Source organism: Singulisphaera chitinilytica, from assembly GCF_049331405.1.
Classification (GTDB): Bacteria; Planctomycetota; Planctomycetia; order Isosphaerales; family Isosphaeraceae; genus PoT.
Genome location: NZ_CP186274.1, coordinates 5650652 through 5670751, shown reverse-complemented (window position 1 = coordinate 5670751; position 20100 = coordinate 5650652). Strand labels below are relative to the sequence as shown.

Below are 20100 nucleotides of genomic sequence, written 5' to 3'. Positions count from 1 at the left end.
GAAAGGACTCTCGCGATGCTTCTCGACCCAGGGATGGACCTGACGCTCCGGCCGATGCGTTACCCAGTCTTCTTCGAGATGTACAAGTCGGCGATCAAGAATACGTGGACCGTGGAGGAGGTCGACTTCTCCACGGACCTCACCGACCTCGACCGCCGCGTGACGCCCGCCGAGCGTCACCTGATCCAGCGACTCGTGGCCTTTTTCGCCACGGGCGACTCGATCGTCGGCAATAATCTCGTGCTGAACCTCTACCAGCACATCAACTCGCCCGAGGCGAGGATGTACCTCTCGCGCCAACTCTACGAAGAGGCGGTGCACGTCCAGTTCTACCTCACGCTGCTCGACAACTACCTGCCGGACATGGCCGAGCGCGAGCAGGCCTTCGCGGCCATCAACAACATCCCCTCGATCAAGACCAAGGCGGACTTCTGCTTCCGCTGGATGGATTCGATCGAGAAGCTCGACCGCTTGGAGACCGCCGCGCACCGCAGGCAGTTCCTCCTGAACCTGATCTGCTTCGCCGCCTGCATCGAGGGGCTCTTCTTCTTCGGGGCATTCGCCTATGTGTATTTCCTGAGGTCGAAGGGGCTGCTCCACGGACTGGCGACGGGGACCAACTGGGTCTTCCGCGACGAGAGCGCCCACATCGCCTTCGCCTTCAACGTGATCTCGACCGCCCGCCGCGAGGAGCCCGAGCTTTTCGACGAGCAACTCGAGAATGACGTGATCGCCATGATCCGCGAGGCCGTCGACTGCGAGACAGCTTTCGCCCAGGACGTGCTCTCGCTCGGCGTGGTGGGCATGAGCCCCCAGGATCTGCGGAAGTACCTCGAGTACGTGGCCGACCGCCGGCTCGAGTCCCTCGACATCGCGCCCGTCTTCGGCTCCCGCAACCCGTTCGCGTTCATGGAGCTCCAGGACGTCCAGGAGCTCGCGAACTTCTTCGAACGCCGCGTCTCGGCCTACCAGGTCGGCGTCACTGGCGACGTCGTCTTCGGGGAAGAATTCTGATCGGAGTCGATGCTCATTCATTTCGAGCAAGACGAGGCCCATGCCGACCGGTAATTCCGGCCAGCATGGGCTTTCTTTCTCGGAGAAGTGACCGGCGTGTCGATCGAGGTTAATATTTCGATTTCGATTTATCAATCTCTTGTATGATGGTGCGTTCAAGCTGTTTGGGGAGTCAGACCCAGAAGCAGGCTTGTATGGGAAGGATCAGAGCTGATCGGCGCCGACGATCTCTCCGCCGCGCTGGGAGAGGACCGCGGCCAGGACCTTCGGGTTGATGCTCTCCTTCAGGAACCGGGCCGAGCCATCGGCGAAGGCGAAGTAGGCCCCGCCCGAGTGATAGCTGGCGAATTCCTGGGTGAAGTCGCAGCCGATCTTGCCCAGCAAGGGCGAGGTCTTGGTCACCTGGCAGGAGGCCCAGATCGTCCCGGGCACGGTGCCGTTGCGGGCGCTGATGGGGGCGCTCTGGTCGAGGAAGTTCTTGTGGCCGATCCAGTAGCCGAACATGGCCTCGTGGGCCTCGCCCACGACGACGGTGTACGTCGTCCCGTCGGTCATGGAGGTGACGGAGCTATTCGGCAGGGAAGACGTGAGCATGACTCCTCGAGGTCGGTTCGACGCGTCCCCCTGGTCGGCGTAGTTGTTCTGGCAGTTCATCTCGGGGTAGCACCGCAGGGCACGCTCCCCGAAGTTGCCCGAGTAGTCATTGCGCCCGAACTGCAGGGGCGAACTCGGGGCATCGCCGTTGGGCCGAGTGGGCGACTGATAGGCGTTGGTCGGGCAGAGGAAGACGGAAAGCGAGATGGCCCCGGCGGTCGTGTTCGCGGGCTCGATGTACCAGAGGCTCTGGTTGATGCTGTTGTAAAGAGGTTCTTGCTCGACGAACGGCAGGATGGCCGTCCCCCAACTCGCCATGCGCCTGGCCAGGGCGTTCGGCTGATTGGCGACGGTGAGGCTGGCCATGCTCATGCCGAATCCGCCGGCGGGGAAGACATTCTGGATGCTGTGATACGAGTGGAAGGCGATGCCGATCTGCTTGAGATTATTGGAGCACTGCGCACGCCGGGCGGCCTCGCGTGCGGCCTGCACGGCGGGCAATAGCAATGCGATCAGGACGGCGATGATGGCGATGACCACCAGCAATTCGATCAGGGTGAAGCCGCGAGGGGATGCGGTCGAGGGTCGGTTACGCACAGGGGTCGCAGCCTTTCCGCCGGGTCGGGCGTGAGGTCCGGGCTTCGACGCACCGGCACGAGGCCCGAAGCAGACGGTCTGCGAGCGGCCCGCCCGGATGCTTTCGGCCGAAGCATCGGAACAAGTCTCGACGGGCAGGTCTTCTGGCTCTCGACTCTTCCGGCCCCGGACGGCCTTCCCACCTCGCGGCAGTGGCATACGTGTCCGGGAGCCTGGCCGATCACAGCGGCGGCCCCGCGACGGATTCGCACCGTCTTCCCTATTATCCCCTCGCCCTGGTTCCTGGGCAGGAGGCACCGATCGAGTCGATCTATTGAAGCGATAAGACGCTTTGAATGTCAAGGGTTGCGATGAGCGTGAGCGTACGCTTTTATGCGAATGGCATTCGCGGCCCGTTGAGACGGCCTTCGTCGGTTGCCCCGCTGGAGCAATCCACTCGCGTTGTCCCAATTGGCCTAACAACGGGTGGATTTGCACGGACCGAGTGAATGAGCTACGAACTCTCCGGGCCGCCTTCGCGGACCCGGCCAGGTGCCGCACCTGACTGGGCCTCTGTCGTCGGTCCACGGGGCTGCTGAATCCGATCAAGATACTCTTCCAGCAGCGAACGGTACTGCTGGGCGAGGTACTCCAGCGCGGCCGCCCGTTACTCGCAGGCGTCGATGTTCAAAGTCAGTATTCCGTGAGCATCGTAGCGAGCGGCGGCGGCCATGATCGCGGCGGCGGCACGCAGGATGCAACGATCACGGCTCGGTTCATCCACAATTCCGAAGAAGCGGTCCGCCAATTCGTAGAACTCATGCGGTGGAGCGTCATCGATCGCACGCCGGCAGGGCGGTATCCAGCAGGCATTTCAGCGATGCGGCCAGCGTTTGGATGTTCGGCTCGCGCATGAGCGAGAGATGATCGCCGAGGGCGGGCAGGACTTCGACTTTGTCCGCCAGTGGTAGGCATCCGTTGGCGGGATCGTCGAGGCAAAATCCGGGCATGTCGATCGCTTCGGTCGCCCGGAGCAGGGTGATTCGTCCGTTGTATTTGCGAGACCACAGGCTCTTTCGGTAGGTATCCACCATCCGCTCGAATTGCCGGACCGCTGGGTCGACGTCCGGCGCCTGAACGCTTGCGGATGGGCCTGACGGTACCGGCCGTTTCCGGATGAAGGAAAGAAGCCGACGCAGCAGGTTGGTGACGAGATTTCGCCTCCAGCGATCGCGCCTGGGGAGCACCGCGGGGAAATTCAGACCCCACATATCGATGCCGGCGAAGAGCGCGACCTCGTATCCTTCTTCGCGGAGCAGGCGGGCCATCTCGAAGGCGAAATAGGCGCCGATCGAGTAGCCGCCGATGTGGTAGGGTCCTTCCGGGAAGCGTTCCCGGAGGTCTCGCACGAAGGTCTTCGCCAGGCCCTCGATATCGACGGTGTGGGACCTGCACAGATTCGCCGCGGGGTACTCGAAGGTGATGACCGGCTGGTCAGGCCCGAGCAACCCCGCCAGGTGGCGAATGGAGAGCGCCCCGAGGCCGTCGATCACCCCCGTCCCTCCCGGCAGGCAAATGAAAGGCGGCCTCGAGCTCCCGGCTTGCACCTCGACCAGCGTCGAGCGGGATGCATCGAGGCGGGCTGCACGTAGCCTTACGGCAAGCCGTCGGACGGTCGGCGCCTGGATCAGGTCCGCCACCGCGAACCGATCGGCGCAGGCTTGCTCCACCTTCGTCGCGAGCCGCAAGGCGAGCAGCGAATGTCCCCCGAGGGCGAAGAAGTTGTCCTCGATGCCGACAGGGCTGGCTCCGAGCACCTCCTCCCAAGCGGCGACCAGATTCCTCTCGAGGTCATCGCGCGGTGCGACGTAAGGGATCTCCTGCCGAAGAGCGTCGTTGCCGGGTGCGGGCAGCGCGTTGCGGTCGACCTTGCCGTTCGGCGTCAGCGGCATTTCGTCCAGCATGACGAAAGCGCCCGGGAGCATATATTCTTCCAGCCTCTCTGCCAGGAACCGTCGCAGCGGGCCCGCCGTCGCGAGGGGCGTCTCTTCTCGCTCGGTTTTTCTCAGGACCACATACGAGACGAGTCGCTTCTGGTCGAGAACCTCCTGATGGGCCACGGTCACCGCCCGAAGGACGGCGGGATGCCTGGACAACCACGAGTCGATCGCACCGAGCTCGATACGATGGCCGCGGATCTTGACCTGATGGTCGGCCCGCCCGAGGAACTCAATGACGCCCCCGGCGTGGCGTCGCGCGAGGTCTCCCGTCTTGTACAGGCGAGTACCTCGCCTCGACTTGAACGGGTTGGGGATGAACCGTTCGGCGGTCAGCTCGGGTCGATTCCAGTAGCCTCGGGCCAGGCCTGCGCCGCCGATGTAGAGTTCGCCCTCATCGCCGGGCGGGACCGGCTTGAGGTCGGGCCCGAGGATGTGGACCGTCGTGTTGGCGATCGGAAGCCCCAGCGGGATCGGGCCGTCGGAGGGTTCGACCCGCTCGACGGTCGACCAGACGGTCGTCTCCGTCGGGCCATACATGTTCCAGAGCGACTCGCAGCGGGGTAGCAGGCGGTCCGCCAGCTCGCGCGTCATGGCCTCCCCACCGCAGAGGATCTTGAGTGAGTCATTGCCCTGCCACCCCGACTCCAGCAGCATGAGCCAGGTCGCGGGGGTCGCCTGCATGACGGTGATTCCGGAAGCAGTCAGCCGCTCGGCCAGCTTGACCCCGTCTCGGGCGACCTCGCGGCCGACGATCTCACAAGAGGCACCGACCGTCAGCGGGAGGAGCAGTTCGAGGATCGCGATGTCGAATGACAAAGGGGTGACCGCAAGCATGATGTCCGACCGAGCGATCCCCGGCCGCCATCGCATCGACTTCAAGAGGTTGACCACGGCCCGGTGGGGGATGGCGACCCCCTTGGGCAGGCCGGTCGTTCCTGATGTGTAGATCACATAGGCCAACTCGGATGGCGCCGTCCTCGGCCAGGACGACATGTAAGGACATGAATCTATCGCTTCATGGTCGTCGACGAGGAAGACCTGGGCTCCGTGGGCGGGCAGGGAGGGCAGCAGTCGGCTTTCGGTCAACAGGACGCCAATCCCCGAGTCTCGGAACTCAAATTGGAGCCGGTTTGCGGGATCGGACGGATTCAGCGGGACATATGCGCCTCCCGCCTTCAAGATGCCCAGGATCCCGACGACCATCTCCGGCCCTCGCCCGAGGCAATGACCGACCAGGACACCCGGCCCGACCCCGCGATGGCGCAAGACTCGAGCAAGCTGATTGGCTCGACGGTCCAGCTCCAGGTAGGTCAAGGACTGGCCTTCGAAAGTCACCGCTATCGCGTTGGGCGTGAGCCGGACCTGGGCTTCGAAGAGTTCGTGGATGCACTCCGTCGCGAGGCCTGACTCGAACTCGGCGCGTCGATTTCCCACGGTCACGCTGGTATCCATACCAAAAGGGCTCCTGAGAACGGGTGTCTAGATCGGAAACATGCTGCTAACTATCGATTGGAATGAGCATTCCCGGGTTTTGAAGTCCTCCAGTTTCGTTGTTGCCACGTCCAGCACGCTGAGAGGGCCGTGGCATGTGAGATGTCGGAGGCGAGGGAAGCCGGGTCACGAGGGCCTCGGGTCGTAGGCCAGGCGTCAGAGTGGCGATCAATTTAATGATCGAAAAGTGGTCGTGTGCGAAAATGATGGAGGCATCGGCAATCCGAGGAGATTGGGATGACCGCGTGATGGCCGGCCTCGCGAATAATACAACGCAACGGCGCTCACAAGACGCGCGCGAATTTTCCCGGAATCCCGAAATTTAGAGCAGACGACGGCGCATGATCCGGGCCGGATCATGCGATCGCTTCGTGGTGGGCTTGTGGAGGGCCTTGCGAGGAAATGGGATGGCCTCATCACCGGCGTGATGGCATCGCTGACGCTGCGGATCGCGCCAACGATGTTCGGGGGACGAGGTCGCCTGGAAAGACGAAACGCCCGGCACGGGGCCGGGCGTTTCGTCGTGGGGCCCTGCGAGATGGAGTCGAGCCATCTGAAATGGCGATGCTCGACTCAGTCGATCAGGTCGCCGCGCCAGGCCTTCACGTTGATGTTCTGGCCATTGTTGATGGGTCGACCCTGAGGGTCGGTCACGGCCGAGACGTCGACCATCAACTGCTCGAGGCGGGGCAGGGTGGCTCCCTGACGGGCGACGAGGGTGACGGTGTTGTTCGACGAGTCGTAGATCGCCCTGCGGATCGGGACCTGCTGGTCGAAGGTGATGACGGGCGTCCTGCGAATCGTCTGCAGCCGGCCTCCCAGGACGGTGTAGGCCCCGAGGTTCTGGGCCGCCTGGCCGTTGAGGGCTCCATTGAACCGGACGACGAGGCCCAGGGTCCTCCGGAGCGGGTTGAGGGAGAGGACGACCGGCTCCACCTGCATTCCCACGACGGTGACGGACGAGGTGGGAGGCGGGGTGACGTTCAGCACGCTCGTCGCCCCGACGTCGTTGAGCGTGGCCGAGATGGTCGAGGTCCCGGTCGCGACGCCCGTCGCCAGGCCGGTCGCGGAGATGGTCGCGGCGGCCGTATTGCTCGAAGCCCAGTGGACCCGGCTCGCCAGGTTCTGCGTCGTGCCGTCGGAGTAGGTCCCGATGGCGACGAACTGCGAGCTCTGGTCGGTCGCGAGGCCGCCGCTCGGGTTGACAATCGTGAGGAGAACCAACTTCGCGGCCGTCACGGTCACCGACGCCGAGCCGCTCACGCCGTCGAGCCGGGCGGTGACGGCCGAGGTGCCGAGCGCCGTGCCCGCCACGAGGCCTCTTGAGTTGATCGCCGCAACCGTCAGATTGGCGGAGGCCCACGTCACCCGGCTCGTCAGGACCTTCGTCGAGTGGTCGGAGTACGTGCCGACGGCCGCGAACTGCGTCGCAGTCCCCTTGGCCAGGCTCGCCGTCGTGGGCGTCACCGCGATCGACACCAGCTTGGCCGCCGTGACGGTGAGCGTGGTGGATGTGCTGATGCCGTCGAGCGTGGCCGAGATGGAGGACGTGCCGACGGATGCTCCCGTGGCGAGCCCGCCGCTGTTGATCGTCGCGACGGCTTGCGTGGCGGAGGCCCAGGTGACGCTACCCGTCAGGTCCTTGGTGGACCTGTCGGAGTAGGTTCCGGTCGCGGTGAACTGGGCGGACAGGCCGTCGGCGATGCTCGGATTCGCCGGGGTGATCGCGATCGAAGCCAGGACCGGCGCGGTGACTGTGAGGTTCGTCGAGGCACTGACGCCATCGAGCGTGGCCGTGATCGAGGAGGAACCGACGGCGACGCCGGTCGCCAACCCGCCGCTTGTGATGGTGGCCACGGCCTGCGTCGCGGAGGCCCAATCGACGCTGCTCGTCAGGTCCTTGGTGGACTGGTCCGTGTAGGTGCCCGTGGCGGTGAACTGCGTCGTGATGCCGTCGGCGATGCTGGGATCGGTCGGCGTGATGGCGATCGAGACGAGGACCGGAGCGGTGACGTTGAGGGTGGTCGAGGCGCTGACGCCGTCGAGTGAAGCCGTGATCGACGACGTCCCGACAGCCAGGCCGGTAGCGAGTCCGCCGCTGTTGATCGTCGCGACGGCTTGCGTGGCCGACGCCCAGTCGACGGTGCTGGTGAGGTCCTTGGTGGACTGATCCGTATACGTTCCGGTCGCGGTGAACTGCGTCGTCAGTCCATCGGCCAGGCTGGGATTGGCGGGCGTGATCGCGATCGAGGTCAATTCCGGCGCGGTGACGGTCAAGGTCGTGGAGTTGCTGACGCCGCCGAGGGTGGCCGAGATGGAGGACGTCCCGACGCCGACGCCCGTGGCCAACCCGCTGGTGCTGATGGTGGCGACGGATCCCGTGGCGGAGGCCCAGGCGACGCTACCCGTCAGGTCCTTGGTGGACTTGTCGGTATAGGTGCCCGTGGCGATGAACTGGTTCTTAAGGCCGTCGGCGATGCTGGGGTTCGTCGGGGTGATGGCGATGGAGACCAACTCGGCCGCGGTGACCGTCAGCGTCGTGGAGCCCCTGATGCCGTCGAGCGAGGCGGTGATGGACGAGGTCCCGACCGCGACGCCCGTGGCGAGGCCGCCGGTCGTGATCGTGGCCGTGGAGTGAGTGGCGGAGGCCCAGGCGACGCTGCTCGTCAGGTCCTTGGTGGACTTATCGGTGTAGGTCCCGGTCGCCGTGAACTGCGAGGCCAGGCCCGCCGCGACGCTCGGGTTCGCCGGGGTGATCGCGATCGAGACGAGGACCGGAGCGGTGACGTTGAGGGTGGTCGAGGCGTTGACTCCGTCGAGCGAGGCGGTGATGGACGAGGTTCCGACCGCCAGACCCGTGGCGAGGCCGCTGCTGTTGATCGTCGCCACGGCCTGCGTCGCGGAGGCCCAGGCGACGCTGCTCGTCAGGTCCTTGGTGGACTTGTCGGTATAGGTGCCCGTGGCGGTGAACTGCGTCGTGAGTCCATCGGCGACGCTGGGGTTCGCCGGCGTGATCGCGATCGAAGTCAACACGGGCGCGGTGACGGTCAGGGTCGTGGACGCCCTGACGCCGTCGAGCGAGGCCGTGATCGACGAGGTGCCGACCCCAAGGCCGGTGGCCAGGCCCGCGTCGGTGATGGTGGCCACGGTCTGCGTGGCGGAGGCCCAGGTCACGCTACCGGTGAGGTCTTTCGTGGACTTATCGGTATAGGTGCCCGTGGCCGTGAACTGGTTGGTGAGGCCGTCGGCGATGCTCGGGTTCGCCGGGGTGATGGCGATGGAGGTCAACACCGGAGCGGTGACGTTGAGCTTGGTCGAGGCGTTGATGCCGTCGAGCGACGCGGTGATGGTGGAGGTCCCGACGGAGACGCCCGTGGCGAGGCCATCCCCGGCGATCGTGGCGACGGACTGCGTATCCGACGACCAGGTGACCAGGTCGGTCAGGTCCTTCGTCGAGCCATCAGCATACGTCCCGGTCGCCGTGAACTGCGTCGTGAGGCCGCTGGCGACGCTGGGATCGGCCGGGGTGATGGCGATCGAGGTCGGTGAGGGGACCGTCTCGGTGAGATCGTCGGCGGCGAAATAGGCCGGGGTGTTCATCCCGTAGGTCGGGTCGTTCTGCGACGACTCGAGGCCGAACTGCAGGCTCCCGGCGCCCGCGAGGGAGCTCAGGTCCACGGTCTGCCAGGTGTTGATGATGTAAGAGTTCGTCCCCTGGAAGTTGGCCAGGTAGAAGTCGACCTCGCCGACCTTGGTCCCCGTGCCATTGGCCCCCGTGAACCCTTCGATCGTCAGGAGGAAATAGTCACCTGCCCCGAACTTGGGTGTGAACAAATTCCCGTTCAGCATTGTGTAATAGGCGTAGGTGGTGTTCGTCACCTGGATGGAGTCGGGCGATGCGCCCGAGGGCAGGTTGACGTACGAGCTGGCGGGATGGAACGGATCCGCCGTGTCGCCGAAGGTGAAGCCGACGCCGTAGGTCGCCGAGCCGTCGGCCCCCGAGCCCGTGATCGCGCTGTACTGGTTCGTGTAGCCGGGGGTCGTGGTGTCGGTCATGGTGGAGATGGCCCACCCCGACCAGAGGTCCCCGAACTGAGTGCTGCTGAAGCTGTTGTTGAATCCGTTTCCTGCGTCGACGAACTCGCCGCTCGATCCGGCGTTATTGTTGAACGAGTTCGCGGGGACGCCCAGGCCTTCGAACGTCGCCACGACCGTCGACAGGAGCCGGCGGGCCTCGAGCGACTCGGGGCAGGCGGCATCCAGGCTCATGATCGCCGTCGTCCGGCGGCTCTTTCGTCGCGTCCGGGCGCCATCTCGCAGAGAGGTCAATCTTCGCAGCGTGTTCATCGCGGAATCCCTGGCTCGTCTCAGTTCAGGAGGTCGAACGTCTCAATGTCGTCATAAAAAGGGGCGAGCCATCTCGTGGTCGATCACCCCGCGGTACTTTGCGGCCCGACCGGTGTCATCTTCGATCGCCCAGCCGTGGCTTCGATTCGCCGTCCGGAACGCCGTGGGGTATGCCGTGGATCTCTGGTTAGAGAGACAGGGATATCCACTCGCGAATCCAGAGATGTCAAACCTGGCAAACATCGTGGGCGTCGACGATCTCGGCGCGCCCGCCCTGGATTCGCGGAGCAGGTCCAAGGCCGTGCTCTCATGACGGTCATTCGGCCTCGCGCCACGCGGATCGCCGATGCACGACTCGACGGAGCGATCCCGGCGACTGATCGCCGAGGCTCGAAGGCCGCGTATTCCCGACGGATTTTCCGGATCGTTGGTGAGTTTGGTAGCGACGTGCCCGTCCCTCGCGGAGCATCGTCCACAACGGTACTGGTAGGTCTTCTGACTCTCGAGCTGGGGGAACGAGCCTTCTCATCAAGCGGCCAAGCCGGCCGACTCGACAATGGCAAATGGAGGTGCGTCGCCCGTGATCACTCGATTACAGCGGCGGGGCCGTTCCGGATTCGCACCGGATTCCCTGTTTCCCGACCCCGGCAGGCTGCCGAGACCGGAGACCAATACCTGAACGCAAGTACGAAGCTAAACGATCGTTGAGACGACTGTCAATGGAGCGAACTTGCGAAATTGCAAAAGGTTTGCGGTCTGGGTGGGGTTTGTGGATGTAGTCTATTTTGACGAATTTTGCCGCTTCGTTCGCGAGGTTCAGGGGTTGCGGACATGCCGACTTCTATTCTTACCCTCGCGTCTCATTCGGCACCCGAGCTGGGGATCGTGCAAGGTGGGGATGGACTCGGCCTTGGCAAAGCAGGCGCGCCAAGGAACGGCCGAATCGTGCCTGGGGCTCCTCGGTACGTTGACGGGATGATTACAGACGCAAGGAATCCCGAAGCCCGGCGAACTTCCGAGAAAGAAAAGGCCCTGATCTCACGGCGAACCACGAGTCTCAGGGCCGGGGATGAAAATACGAGTGGTAATGGAGTGCAGCCAGTGGCTTTCAGGCGGTGGTGAGTACCGGCAGCCCGGTTTTCCGGGCCGGCTTCAGGCTTTGTCGCACGGCGCCCCAGACGCGTGCCGGGGTCAGCTCGTCCATGCACTCCATGTTGCTGCAGCACTTGAGCCGGCTCCCGGCGCACCAGATCCCGGTCTGGATGGCGGTCGCCCTTGGGCCGTAGGGGCCGGTCTTCTCGGGGCTCGTGCAGGTGTAGATCCCCACGACCTTCGCCCCGGCCGCCGCTGCGAGGTGGAGCGGCCCGGTGTCGTTCGAGAGGAAGACATCCGACTCGGCCGCGACGGCGGCGAGTTGGGGCAAGGTCGTCCGGCCGCAGAGGTCCAGGAACGGCCTCGGCCCGAGGCCGGCCCGCAAGGTCTCGATCAGCGGGCGATCCTCGGGGGCGCCGACCACGATCAGGCCCGCGCCCAACTCGTCGACCGCCTTCCGGCCGATCGCGGCGAAGTGCTCGGGGGGCCAGCGCTTCGTCAGCCATCGCGCGCCCAGGTTCAGCACGAGTCGAGGCCCGGGGACGCTCGCCAGGGTGAGGCGGGCCCAGAGGCGGTCAGCCTCGGTCGCGGCGACGACGAACCGTGGCTCGTCCGTCTCGGCTCCGAGAGCTTCGCTCACGGCGAGGAGTCTATCCACGGCATGGACCGCGTCGGGCTCGGTGGAAACGCGATGGGTATAGAAGCGGGTGGCACCTTCGCGGGCGTCCGCCAGGCCGATGCGCACCGGGGCGCCGGTGGCGGCCGTCATGATCCCGGTGCGGAGCAGCCCCTGGAGGTCGACCGTCAGGTCGAACCGGCGTTTGCGGAGGCCGGCCAGGAACCGGGCCGTGACCGCGATCCCCCCGGGGGTCGGGCGCAGTTGCTCGCGGTCGAACGGGATGACCTCATCGAGGTCGGGATGGCCTTCGACCAGCCCGGTCAGCCCGCGGTTCACCACCCAGGAGAGGCGAGCCGTCGGCCACCGGGAGCGAAGGGCGTTGAGGACGGGCAGGGCGTGGACGACGTCGCCCAGGGCGCTGGGCTTGATGATGCAGATCCGGGCCGGGTTCAGCCGGAGAAGGTCCTCGCGCGAGCCGCTGACGGCGGAGCAACGCTTCTTCGCGTTCGCGACCGTCTTCGGAGCCTCGTCGGGGGCTGGTCCGTTAACTTTCCAGGCATTCGCGTCATCAGTTCGAAATTCTGCGCTGCATCCTGAGCTTCCTAGGGTGCTCGAGGTCATGGAACGACTCCGATCCGGCGGGGGGGCCGAAAATGGATCCGGATGGCCGCACCCCGGCCGTTCGCGACGAATTGCCGCGCGGCGACGAGGTGCGGGAGATACGCTGTGACGACGCCCGTGCGCCCAGGGACCGCGAAACGGTCCGCACCTCGCGCACGGATTCGAGACGATCTAGGAGGGATCCGCGAAGCGAGGCAGGCCGTGTCACGGGGCGCAGCGGGACGTCCCGCACGTAGCGGGGCAGGCGCCGAGGATCGGGGGCATCGCCCGCGTGGGGGCGTCAACAGGCCCAGCGTTGGAGCCGGGCGGCCGAGGATTGGCCGGGAGGATAGGTCGTGCCGAAGTTGCGCGCGGGGGGGACGCCCGTTCCGAGTCGAGCCGGGTTCGTCCCGGCCTCGAGGTGGAGGGCGTCGCGGCGAATGGCCCTTGCCCTGGCGAGGAGCGGCCGGGACGGGACCGAGAAGGTCACGACCTCGTCGCTATCTCCCGGCTCGGAGTCGAGCGGGTCGGATGACTGGCCGTCGGCGCAGGGGCCCTCGGTGGATTCGGCCGCGCCTTGCCCCGCGAAGAAGGCCCAGTGGAAGTGGAGGATGGATCGGCCGGATGGGGCGTCTCCCGCGGCATGCCACCGCTGGAGATGGGCGTGCATCGGACAATCCTGGCCGTCGCCGTGCGAGTGGCGCACGGCGTGGAAGTCCGGTACCGGCATCGGTATCGGAGCGAGGCCGAGGATCAGCAGCGCGACCCAAAGCCTCTTCACCAGGTTGTTCGACCCGCCTCGCCGCATCCGAAAAATTCTCCAGGGGATGCTGACAACTCATAAGCTGAGCAGGGTGATACTGTCAATCACAATTCCATGATAGATCTTCGAGCCTGCCCGCCCAATATTTGAGCCCCATGGAATCGTCGCGGTGGAATTACGCGAGATACGTCCGGTTTGTTCGATGATATCGCTGGGTTCTCGTGAATTATCGGCAATGCCGTGGGAGTTGGGCCAGTGTCAGACTCGCGGATTGCGTGAGTTCGCGGCGGGAGTATGGCATGGCCCGCGAACGCCAGAAATACGGCATTAGCGATGCTGGTAGGTCGACTCGATACTGAGTTGGGTTTAAAAGTGAGAGAGCTTGAAATTGTGAATGGTGCTTGGATGATCAAACCGGCCACGATGAGCCCGCAATTATGTGAGGCCCGGGTTCCTCTCAGGGCGCCGGTCGGAGTCGGATGACGGATCGACGGGGATCGGCAGGCCGGCGCCTCGGACGGCGGGGAGTTCCCCGCCGTCCAGGGTTGCCGTGGGATCGATGGGGGGGCTCTCGTGGGGCGACTTCAACGGGACTTCCTCGCCGTGCGCCTCGACCTCGATCCGGCTCCGAGGCGTCAATGACGGCGTCACCTTGCGAGGATCATTCGCGTTCGCGTTCATGGTTCGTGAGCCTCCGAGTTGGGCCGTGGTTTCGGGCGATGCCGGGGTCAGAACGGCCACCAATCCTTGGTCGTCGGGTCCAGGTTGGCGGCCGCGTCGCTCCAGTTCTTGTACTGGTCGCCGAGGTACTGGCCGACGGAGTTCCAGACCCTCAACGCGTATTCCGTGCCATTGCTGTAATAACGCTCGACCCAGTTGCCCGTGGTGCTGATGTAGGCGTCCAGGGTGAGCAGGTTGCCGGTCGTCCAGCGAGTGATGCTCTGGACGACCCCCGCCGCGTTCCAGGATGCGGACTCGAAGATCTGCGAGCCGTAGCCGCCGTAGTAGTACCACTGGTTCAGGACGTGGCCGATGCCGTCGAGGTTCTGGGAGACCCAGCGCCCGGCCGAGAGCCAGGCATCCCGGATCTTGCCGCCCACGGAGTTGAACTCCTCGATGCCGGTCACGATGCCGGCGGCCGTCCACTGGTTCCACCTCTGCAACTGCGAGCCGTAACCCCCGAAGTACCTGAACTGCTCGAGGACATTCCCCAGGCCGTCGAGTTGCTGCGAGATCCACTGGCCGCTGCTGATCCAGGCATCCCGGATCTTACCGCCGACCGAGTTGAACTCCTGGATCCCGGTCACAATGCCGGCAACAGACCACTGGTTCCATTGCTGCAGCGTCGACCCGAGGCCGCCGAAGTAGCGGAACTGCTCGAGCACGTGGCCCACGCCGTCAAGTTTCTGCGAGATCCACTTGCCGCTGGAGAGCCAGGCGTCCGCGATCTTACCTCCGACCGAGTTGAACTCCTGGATGGCGGTCGCGACGCCGCTGGCCGTCCATGAGCTCCACTTCTGGAGCTGCGAACCATAGCCGCCGAAGTAGCGGAACTGGCTCAGGACGTTGCCGAGGCCGTCCAGCCCCTGCGAGATCCACTGACCGCCGGAATTCCAGGCGTCCGCGATCATACCCCCGAGGACGTTGAACTCCTGGATGGCATTGATGACGCCGGCAGACGTCCACTGGTTCCACCGCTGCAACTGCGAGCCGAGGCCGCCGAAGTAGACCCACTGATTCAGGACGTGGCCGAGCCCGTCGAGGCTCTGCGAGATCCACTGGGAGCCCGAGAGCCAGGCGTCCCGGAGCTTGCCGCCGAGCGAGTTGAACTCCTGGATCAAGGTCGCCACGCCATCGGAGGTCCACTGGCTCCACTTCTGCAACTGCGAGCCGAGGCCGCCGAAGTAGGTCCACTGGTTCAGGATGTGGCCGAGCCCGTCGAGCTGCTGCGAGATCCACTTGCCGCCATCGAGCCAGGCGTCCGCGATCTTGCCGCCGAGTTGATTGAACTCCCGGAACGCAGTCTGGATACCGCCGCTCGCCCACTCGAACACCTTCTGGACTTGCGAGCCATAGCCGCCGAAGTTCACGGAGTTCGAGATCATGTACCCGAAGTCACCGAAGACCTGCGAGTTCCACCGGCCGCTTTCCAACCAACCGCTGACCCACTTGACCCCTTGGGCGCTGAACTGGTCGAGCGAGAGCAGGTCGCCCAATTGGCTGAACACCTTGGTGTTATAGCCGCCTCCGAAATTCAACTCGATGTTGATCCGTTGCCCGATCTGGTCGAAGAACTCGACCACCGTTCCGACGCTCACCTTGGATTTCAGCACATTGGCGAGGTCGGAGAGGTTGCTGGTCGCGTTGTTCCAGAGCGCCTTGGCGAGCTCGTCGGGGTTTGCGTTGAACACATTCTGGATCACGTCGGCGATCTGGTTGATCTCGGTGTTGATCGAGCTCAGGAAGCGTGCGACTTCTTCCTTCGTGCTGTTGTAAACCGACTTGAGCACGTTGGCGATCTGATCCGCCCCGGCACCGATCGCATTCAGGATCTTGGCGGCCACCTCGGCGAGGATCTGTGCGGTGTCGCCGACGAAGCCGTTGATCTCGAAGGAGCCGTTGGAATAGACCTTGCCGCTGACGTCGAAGATCCCCAGGCCGTTCGCGGCGCTGACCCATCCCGAGAACGAGATGCCGTCCATCTCGGCGGTGAAGCTCGCACCCCCCTCCAGGAATGAGGAGAGCGCCCCGTCGAGGCTTGCAACGGCGGTGAAGACGAGCGGTTGCCAGCCCGAGGAGCCCATCGTGGAATGGGCCTGCAGGTAGAGCGAGGCGATGTAGGCATTCACCGTCGCCGCGGCGTCGATCGAATAGTTGTTGCTGACGGGATCCGCGTCGACGCCGACCATCAGCCAGTCGACCGGGAAGCCGCTGATGACGCCGGTCGAGGCGTTCCCCTCGAAGTGGGCCTTGCCATCGCCCGAGATCGTCCCGGAGACCTTCGCGTTGAGGACGCCGTAGTTCCAGGCCCCCGTGAACGTGAATCCGGTGGAGCTATCCAGCGTGGCCTGCACGGTGGTGATCGTGAGCCCGGCGATGCTGAGGTTGTCGGTCCCCGTGAACCGATAATTCGCCGCGTTGATGATGATGCCGTCGAGCGTCATCCCGGCGCCGAGGTTGGGGAAGCCGGTCACGGCATGCACGTTGATCTGGAACTGCTTGTTCGGATGGTCGTTCCCGATCGTGACGATCGCCTGGGCGAGGCTGAACGGCCCGACCTGCACGACCGTCGCGTCGGCGGTCATCATGAAGCGGCCGTCGTAGAAGATCTGGGCCGTGACCTTCACGTTGGCGAGCGCCTGGAGGTCGGCGATGCTCCCGGTGGCCTTCAGGGTCAGGCTATCCGTCGCGAGGACGAAGCCGAGGTCCGTGAGAGTGACCGGGCCGACCTGGACCGGGCCGGGATACGTGGCGCCGAGCGACCATTGTCCCCCCGGGCCGTAAGAGCCCGTGAACCCCATGTTGCCGATGCCGGGGACGGGCAGGGTGAAGGCGACGCCGAGGGCCTGGGTCCCGAGGGCGAAGTTCGCGGTGTCGATCGAGAACCCGGCGATATTGACGCTTCCCTTGCCGGTGAGGGTGTAGTTCGCCTCGTCGTCGACCGTCCCCTTGAAGCTCACGGTCCCAATGTTGGCGATCAAGCCCGTCCCGGTGATGCCGACCGAGACGCTTGAGGAACTCGCCGTCATGATCGCCGCCAGCGAGCTGAACTTGACGAGGCCGCCGAGCAGGCTGACGGAGGGCAGGGGGGCGGTCAGGATGAACGTCCCGAGCGAGTCGACCGCCCCGATCAGGGTCACACTGCCGAAGTCGGAGAGCTTCGCCTTGCCCCCGAGGCTCAGGGTCGCGACGCTCCCCGCGCTGCTCAAGGTCACGGAGGTTTCGGTGACATTGAACGCGCCGAGCTTCAGGTTCCCCGGCGACCCGGTGAGGCTGAAGCGGGTGGCATCGGTGATGGTCCCCGAGAGCGTCGCGGTCCCGACCACCGGAAGCGTGGCCGTCCCCTTGAGCGAGATTCCCCGATTGGAGAGGGTCACCGTGTCGTCGGTGAAGGTGAAGCCGGCGACTTTCAGGCTCGGGAGCTGGGCCGTGAGGGTATAGTTCCAGATATCATTGATCGTGCCGGAGAACATGGCCGTCCCGACGACCGGCAATGTGGCCGTGCCGGAGAGCGAGAGGATGCCCTTGGTGAAGGTGACGGTGTCGTTCGTGAATGCGAATCCGGCGACCTTGAGCGTCGGGAGTTGGGCCGAGAGGCTGTAGTTCCAGGTGTCCTTGAAGGTACCGGAGAGCGTGACGGAGCCGATGACGGGGAGGTCGGCTGTGCCCTTGATCGAGAGCGTGCCGTTGGCGAGCGTGACGGTGTCGTCGACGAAGGAATATCCGCCCAGCGTCAGGGTCGGAACCTGCGCCGATAGGGTGTAGTTGTTGGCGTCGACGATGGTCCCCGAGAGCGCCGCGGTCCCGACCACCGGAAGTGTAGTCGTGCCCTTGAGCGAGAGGCCCTTGCTGGAGAGGGTGACGGTGTCGTCGGTGAATGTGAATCCCGCGACTTTGAGCGAAGGCACCTGGGCCGTGAGGGTATAGTTCCAGACGTCATTGATGGTGCCGGCGAGTGGCAGTGAGCCGACGACGGGCAGGGCGGCGCTGCCGGAGAGGGCGAGCACACCCGGGGCAAGAGTGACGGTGCTGTTGGAGAAGGTGAACCCTGCGGCCTTCAGGCTGGGGACCTGGGCGGAGAGGTTGTAGTTCCAGGTGTCCTTGAAGGTGCCTGCGAGTGTGACGGGGCCGATGACGGGCAGCGAGGCCGTCCCCTTGATTGAGAGGGCACCATTGGTGAGCGAGATGGTGTCATCGGTGAAGGTAAACGCACCCAGTTTCACGCTGGGAACCTGCGTGGTCAGGCTGTAGTTGCTGGCGTCGACGATGGTGCCGGAGAGCGTCGCGGTCCCGACCACCGGGAGTGTAGCCGTGCCCTTGAAGGAGAGGCCCTTGCTGGAGAGCGTGACGGTGTCGTCGGAGAAGGTGAACCCCGCGACCTTCAGGCTGGGGACCTGGGCGGAGAGGTTGTAGTTCCAGGTATCCTTGATGTTGCCTGAGAGGGGTACGGAGCCGACGACGGGTAAGGCGGCGGTGCCGGAGAACCCGAGGGCCGTCGGGGTCAGCGTGACGGTGTCGTTGGAGAAGGTGAAACCAGCGACCTTGAGCGAGGGGACCTGGGCCGTGAGGGTGTAGTTCCAGGCATCCTTGAAGGTGCCCGAGAGCGGTACGGAGCCGATGACCGGCAAGTCGGCGGTGCCCTTGATCGAGAGTACCCCGTTGGCGAGCGAGATCGTGTTGCTGCTGAAGTTGAACCCGCCGAGCTTCAGGGAGGCGACCTGTGTGGCCAGGCTGTAGTTGCCGGCGTCGACGATATTGCCGGAGAGTGTGGCCGAGCCGACGACGGGCAGCGTGGCGGTGCCCTTGAAGGAGAGACCCTTGCTGGAGAGGGTCACCGTGTCGTCGGTGAAGGTTAAACCAGCGACCTTGAGCGAGGGGACCTGGGCCGTCAGGTTATAGTTCCAGACGTCATTGATGGTGCCGGCGAGTGGCAGTGAGCCGACGACGGGCAGGGCGGCGCTGCCGGAGAGGGCGAGCACACCCGGGGCAAGAGTGACGGTGCTGTTGGAGAAGGTGAACCCTGCGGCCTTCAGGCTGGGGACCTGGGCGGAGAGGTTGTAGTTCCAGGTGTCCTTGAAGGTGCCTGCGAGTGTGACGGGGCCGATGACGGGGAGGTCGGCGGTGCCCTTGACCGAGAGTGAGCCGTTGGTGAGCGCGACGGTGTCGTTGCTGAAGGTGTATGCGCCGAGCTTCAGGGAGGCGACCTGCGTGGTCAGGCTGTAGTTGCTGGCATCGGTGATGGTGCCGGAGAGCGTCGCGGTCCCGATCACCGGGAGCGTCGCCGTGCCCGAGAGCGAGAGGGCGCCATTGGCGAGCGTCACGGTATCGTTCGTGAACGTGTAACCGGCGACCTTCAAACTCGGGATCTGTGCCGTCAGGCTGTAGGTGGTGGCGCTGGTGATAGAACCGGAGAGGCGCGCGTTCCCGATCACAGGCAGGCTTGCGTCCCCGGCCAGCATGAGGCCGCCGGCACTGATCGAAAGGGCCGCCTTGGAAAGCGTGAAGTTGGATGTCGACGCCTGGAAACTGGTCGCGGCGATCTGGCCGACACCCAGGACATTTCCACCGGTCCAGGCGAATTGCCCGATCGACATCGACCCACTCGAAGTCAGGCTCCCCGAGGCGAGGGCGACGGACTGCGCCGTCAGGCTCCCTCCCGCGATGAGGCTTCCGCCCGAGATCTTTAACGCAGCATTGATGCTGGACGCGGCGCCCAGTTGCAGGATTCCGCCGGACACGGTGATCGGAGAGTTGCTGGTGATGCTGCGGGCGGAATCGTTGACGCTCGATGAATGAGCAATGGTGATGTTTGAAGCATTGATGAAAACATCGTCCTGGGCATTGGGCACGCGGCCTTCGCTCCAGTTCGAGGCGACATTCCAATCGCCGCTCTGCGGGTTGATCCATGTGATGTTGGAGAGGACGACGCGTTCCTCCAGGCACTCCATGGAAAGCCGATGGAGCCAATCTTCGCGCCGTTTGGGGCGGCGACGTTTCGAGGTCCTCGCCAGCCGTTCAAGAATGCCCTGACTTGCCCTGTGCATCCTGTTGAGCATTTGCGTTCTCTATGAAGTAGGCGCTGGTTGAATATGCGGGGTCTAGGCCTTGGGACGGAGATTCCCTACGCGGGATCTCCGAGGCTGGAACTGGTCCAACCGGAGAAATCCGCCGCGTAATTCCGTATCGAAACCCCGGATGCCGCCGGCACTTGGCATGCGAACGTCGAGAGAGACCGCAACTCGCCGCGCTTCGTCGCTCAATTCCGATTCGAGCGGCGAGACTCG

At 64.8% G+C, this 20100-nt stretch carries 9 protein-coding genes and 2 riboswitches; of the genes, 1 reads left to right on the top strand and 8 read right to left on the bottom strand.

Annotated elements, in window-relative coordinates:
• The first annotated feature begins 15 nt into the window (after nt 1-15).
• Nucleotides 16-1014, top strand: a complete 999-nt coding sequence (locus tag ACOYYX_RS22555) for a ribonucleotide-diphosphate reductase subunit beta (RefSeq protein WP_422923910.1) — start codon at nt 16-18, stop codon at nt 1012-1014.
• Nucleotides 1015-1218: 204 nt separating this feature from the next.
• Here the strand turns inward: ACOYYX_RS22555 and ACOYYX_RS22550 are convergent, their stop codons facing one another.
• The 8 genes from ACOYYX_RS22550 to ACOYYX_RS22515 form a co-directional block, all read right to left on the bottom strand.
• Entirely contained in the window at nt 1219-2205 is a 987-nt protein-coding gene (locus tag ACOYYX_RS22550; protein WP_422923908.1) for a DUF1559 domain-containing protein, read from the bottom strand.
• Nucleotides 2206-2321: 116 nt separating this feature from the next.
• Nucleotides 2322-2521: riboswitch (cobalamin riboswitch) on the bottom strand.
• 330 nt (nt 2522-2851) lie between these two features.
• Nucleotides 2852-2992, bottom strand: a complete 141-nt coding sequence (locus ACOYYX_RS22545; RefSeq protein ID WP_422923906.1) for a hypothetical protein — start codon at nt 2990-2992, stop codon at nt 2852-2854.
• 25 nt (nt 2993-3017) lie between these two features.
• Complete coding sequence (locus ACOYYX_RS22540) at nt 3018-5636, bottom strand: non-ribosomal peptide synthetase (RefSeq protein WP_422923904.1); 2619 nt, start codon at nt 5634-5636, stop codon at nt 3018-3020.
• 612 nt (nt 5637-6248) lie between these two features.
• On the bottom strand, nt 6249-10022 hold the full coding sequence (locus ACOYYX_RS22535; RefSeq protein WP_422923902.1) for an Ig-like domain-containing protein: 3774 nt from the start codon (nt 10020-10022) through the stop codon (nt 6249-6251).
• 468 nt (nt 10023-10490) lie between these two features.
• Nucleotides 10491-10710, bottom strand: a riboswitch (cobalamin riboswitch).
• A gap of 420 nt (nt 10711-11130) precedes the next feature.
• On the bottom strand, nt 11131-12354 hold the full coding sequence (locus ACOYYX_RS22530) for a glycosyltransferase family 9 protein (protein ID WP_422923900.1): 1224 nt from the start codon (nt 12352-12354) through the stop codon (nt 11131-11133).
• A gap of 280 nt (nt 12355-12634) precedes the next feature.
• Nucleotides 12635-13141, bottom strand: coding sequence for a hypothetical protein (locus ACOYYX_RS22525; RefSeq protein WP_422923898.1), 507 nt, complete (start codon nt 13139-13141; stop codon nt 12635-12637).
• A gap of 390 nt (nt 13142-13531) precedes the next feature.
• A complete protein-coding gene (locus tag ACOYYX_RS22520) occupies nt 13532-13777 on the bottom strand; it encodes a hypothetical protein (RefSeq protein WP_422923897.1) in 246 nt (81 codons plus the stop codon).
• Nucleotides 13778-13824: 47 nt separating this feature from the next.
• Nucleotides 13825-19764: a beta strand repeat-containing protein gene (locus tag ACOYYX_RS22515; RefSeq protein WP_422923895.1), complete on the bottom strand. Its 5940-nt coding sequence runs from the start codon at nt 19762-19764 to the stop codon at nt 13825-13827.
• Nucleotides 19765-20100 lie beyond the last annotated feature (336 nt).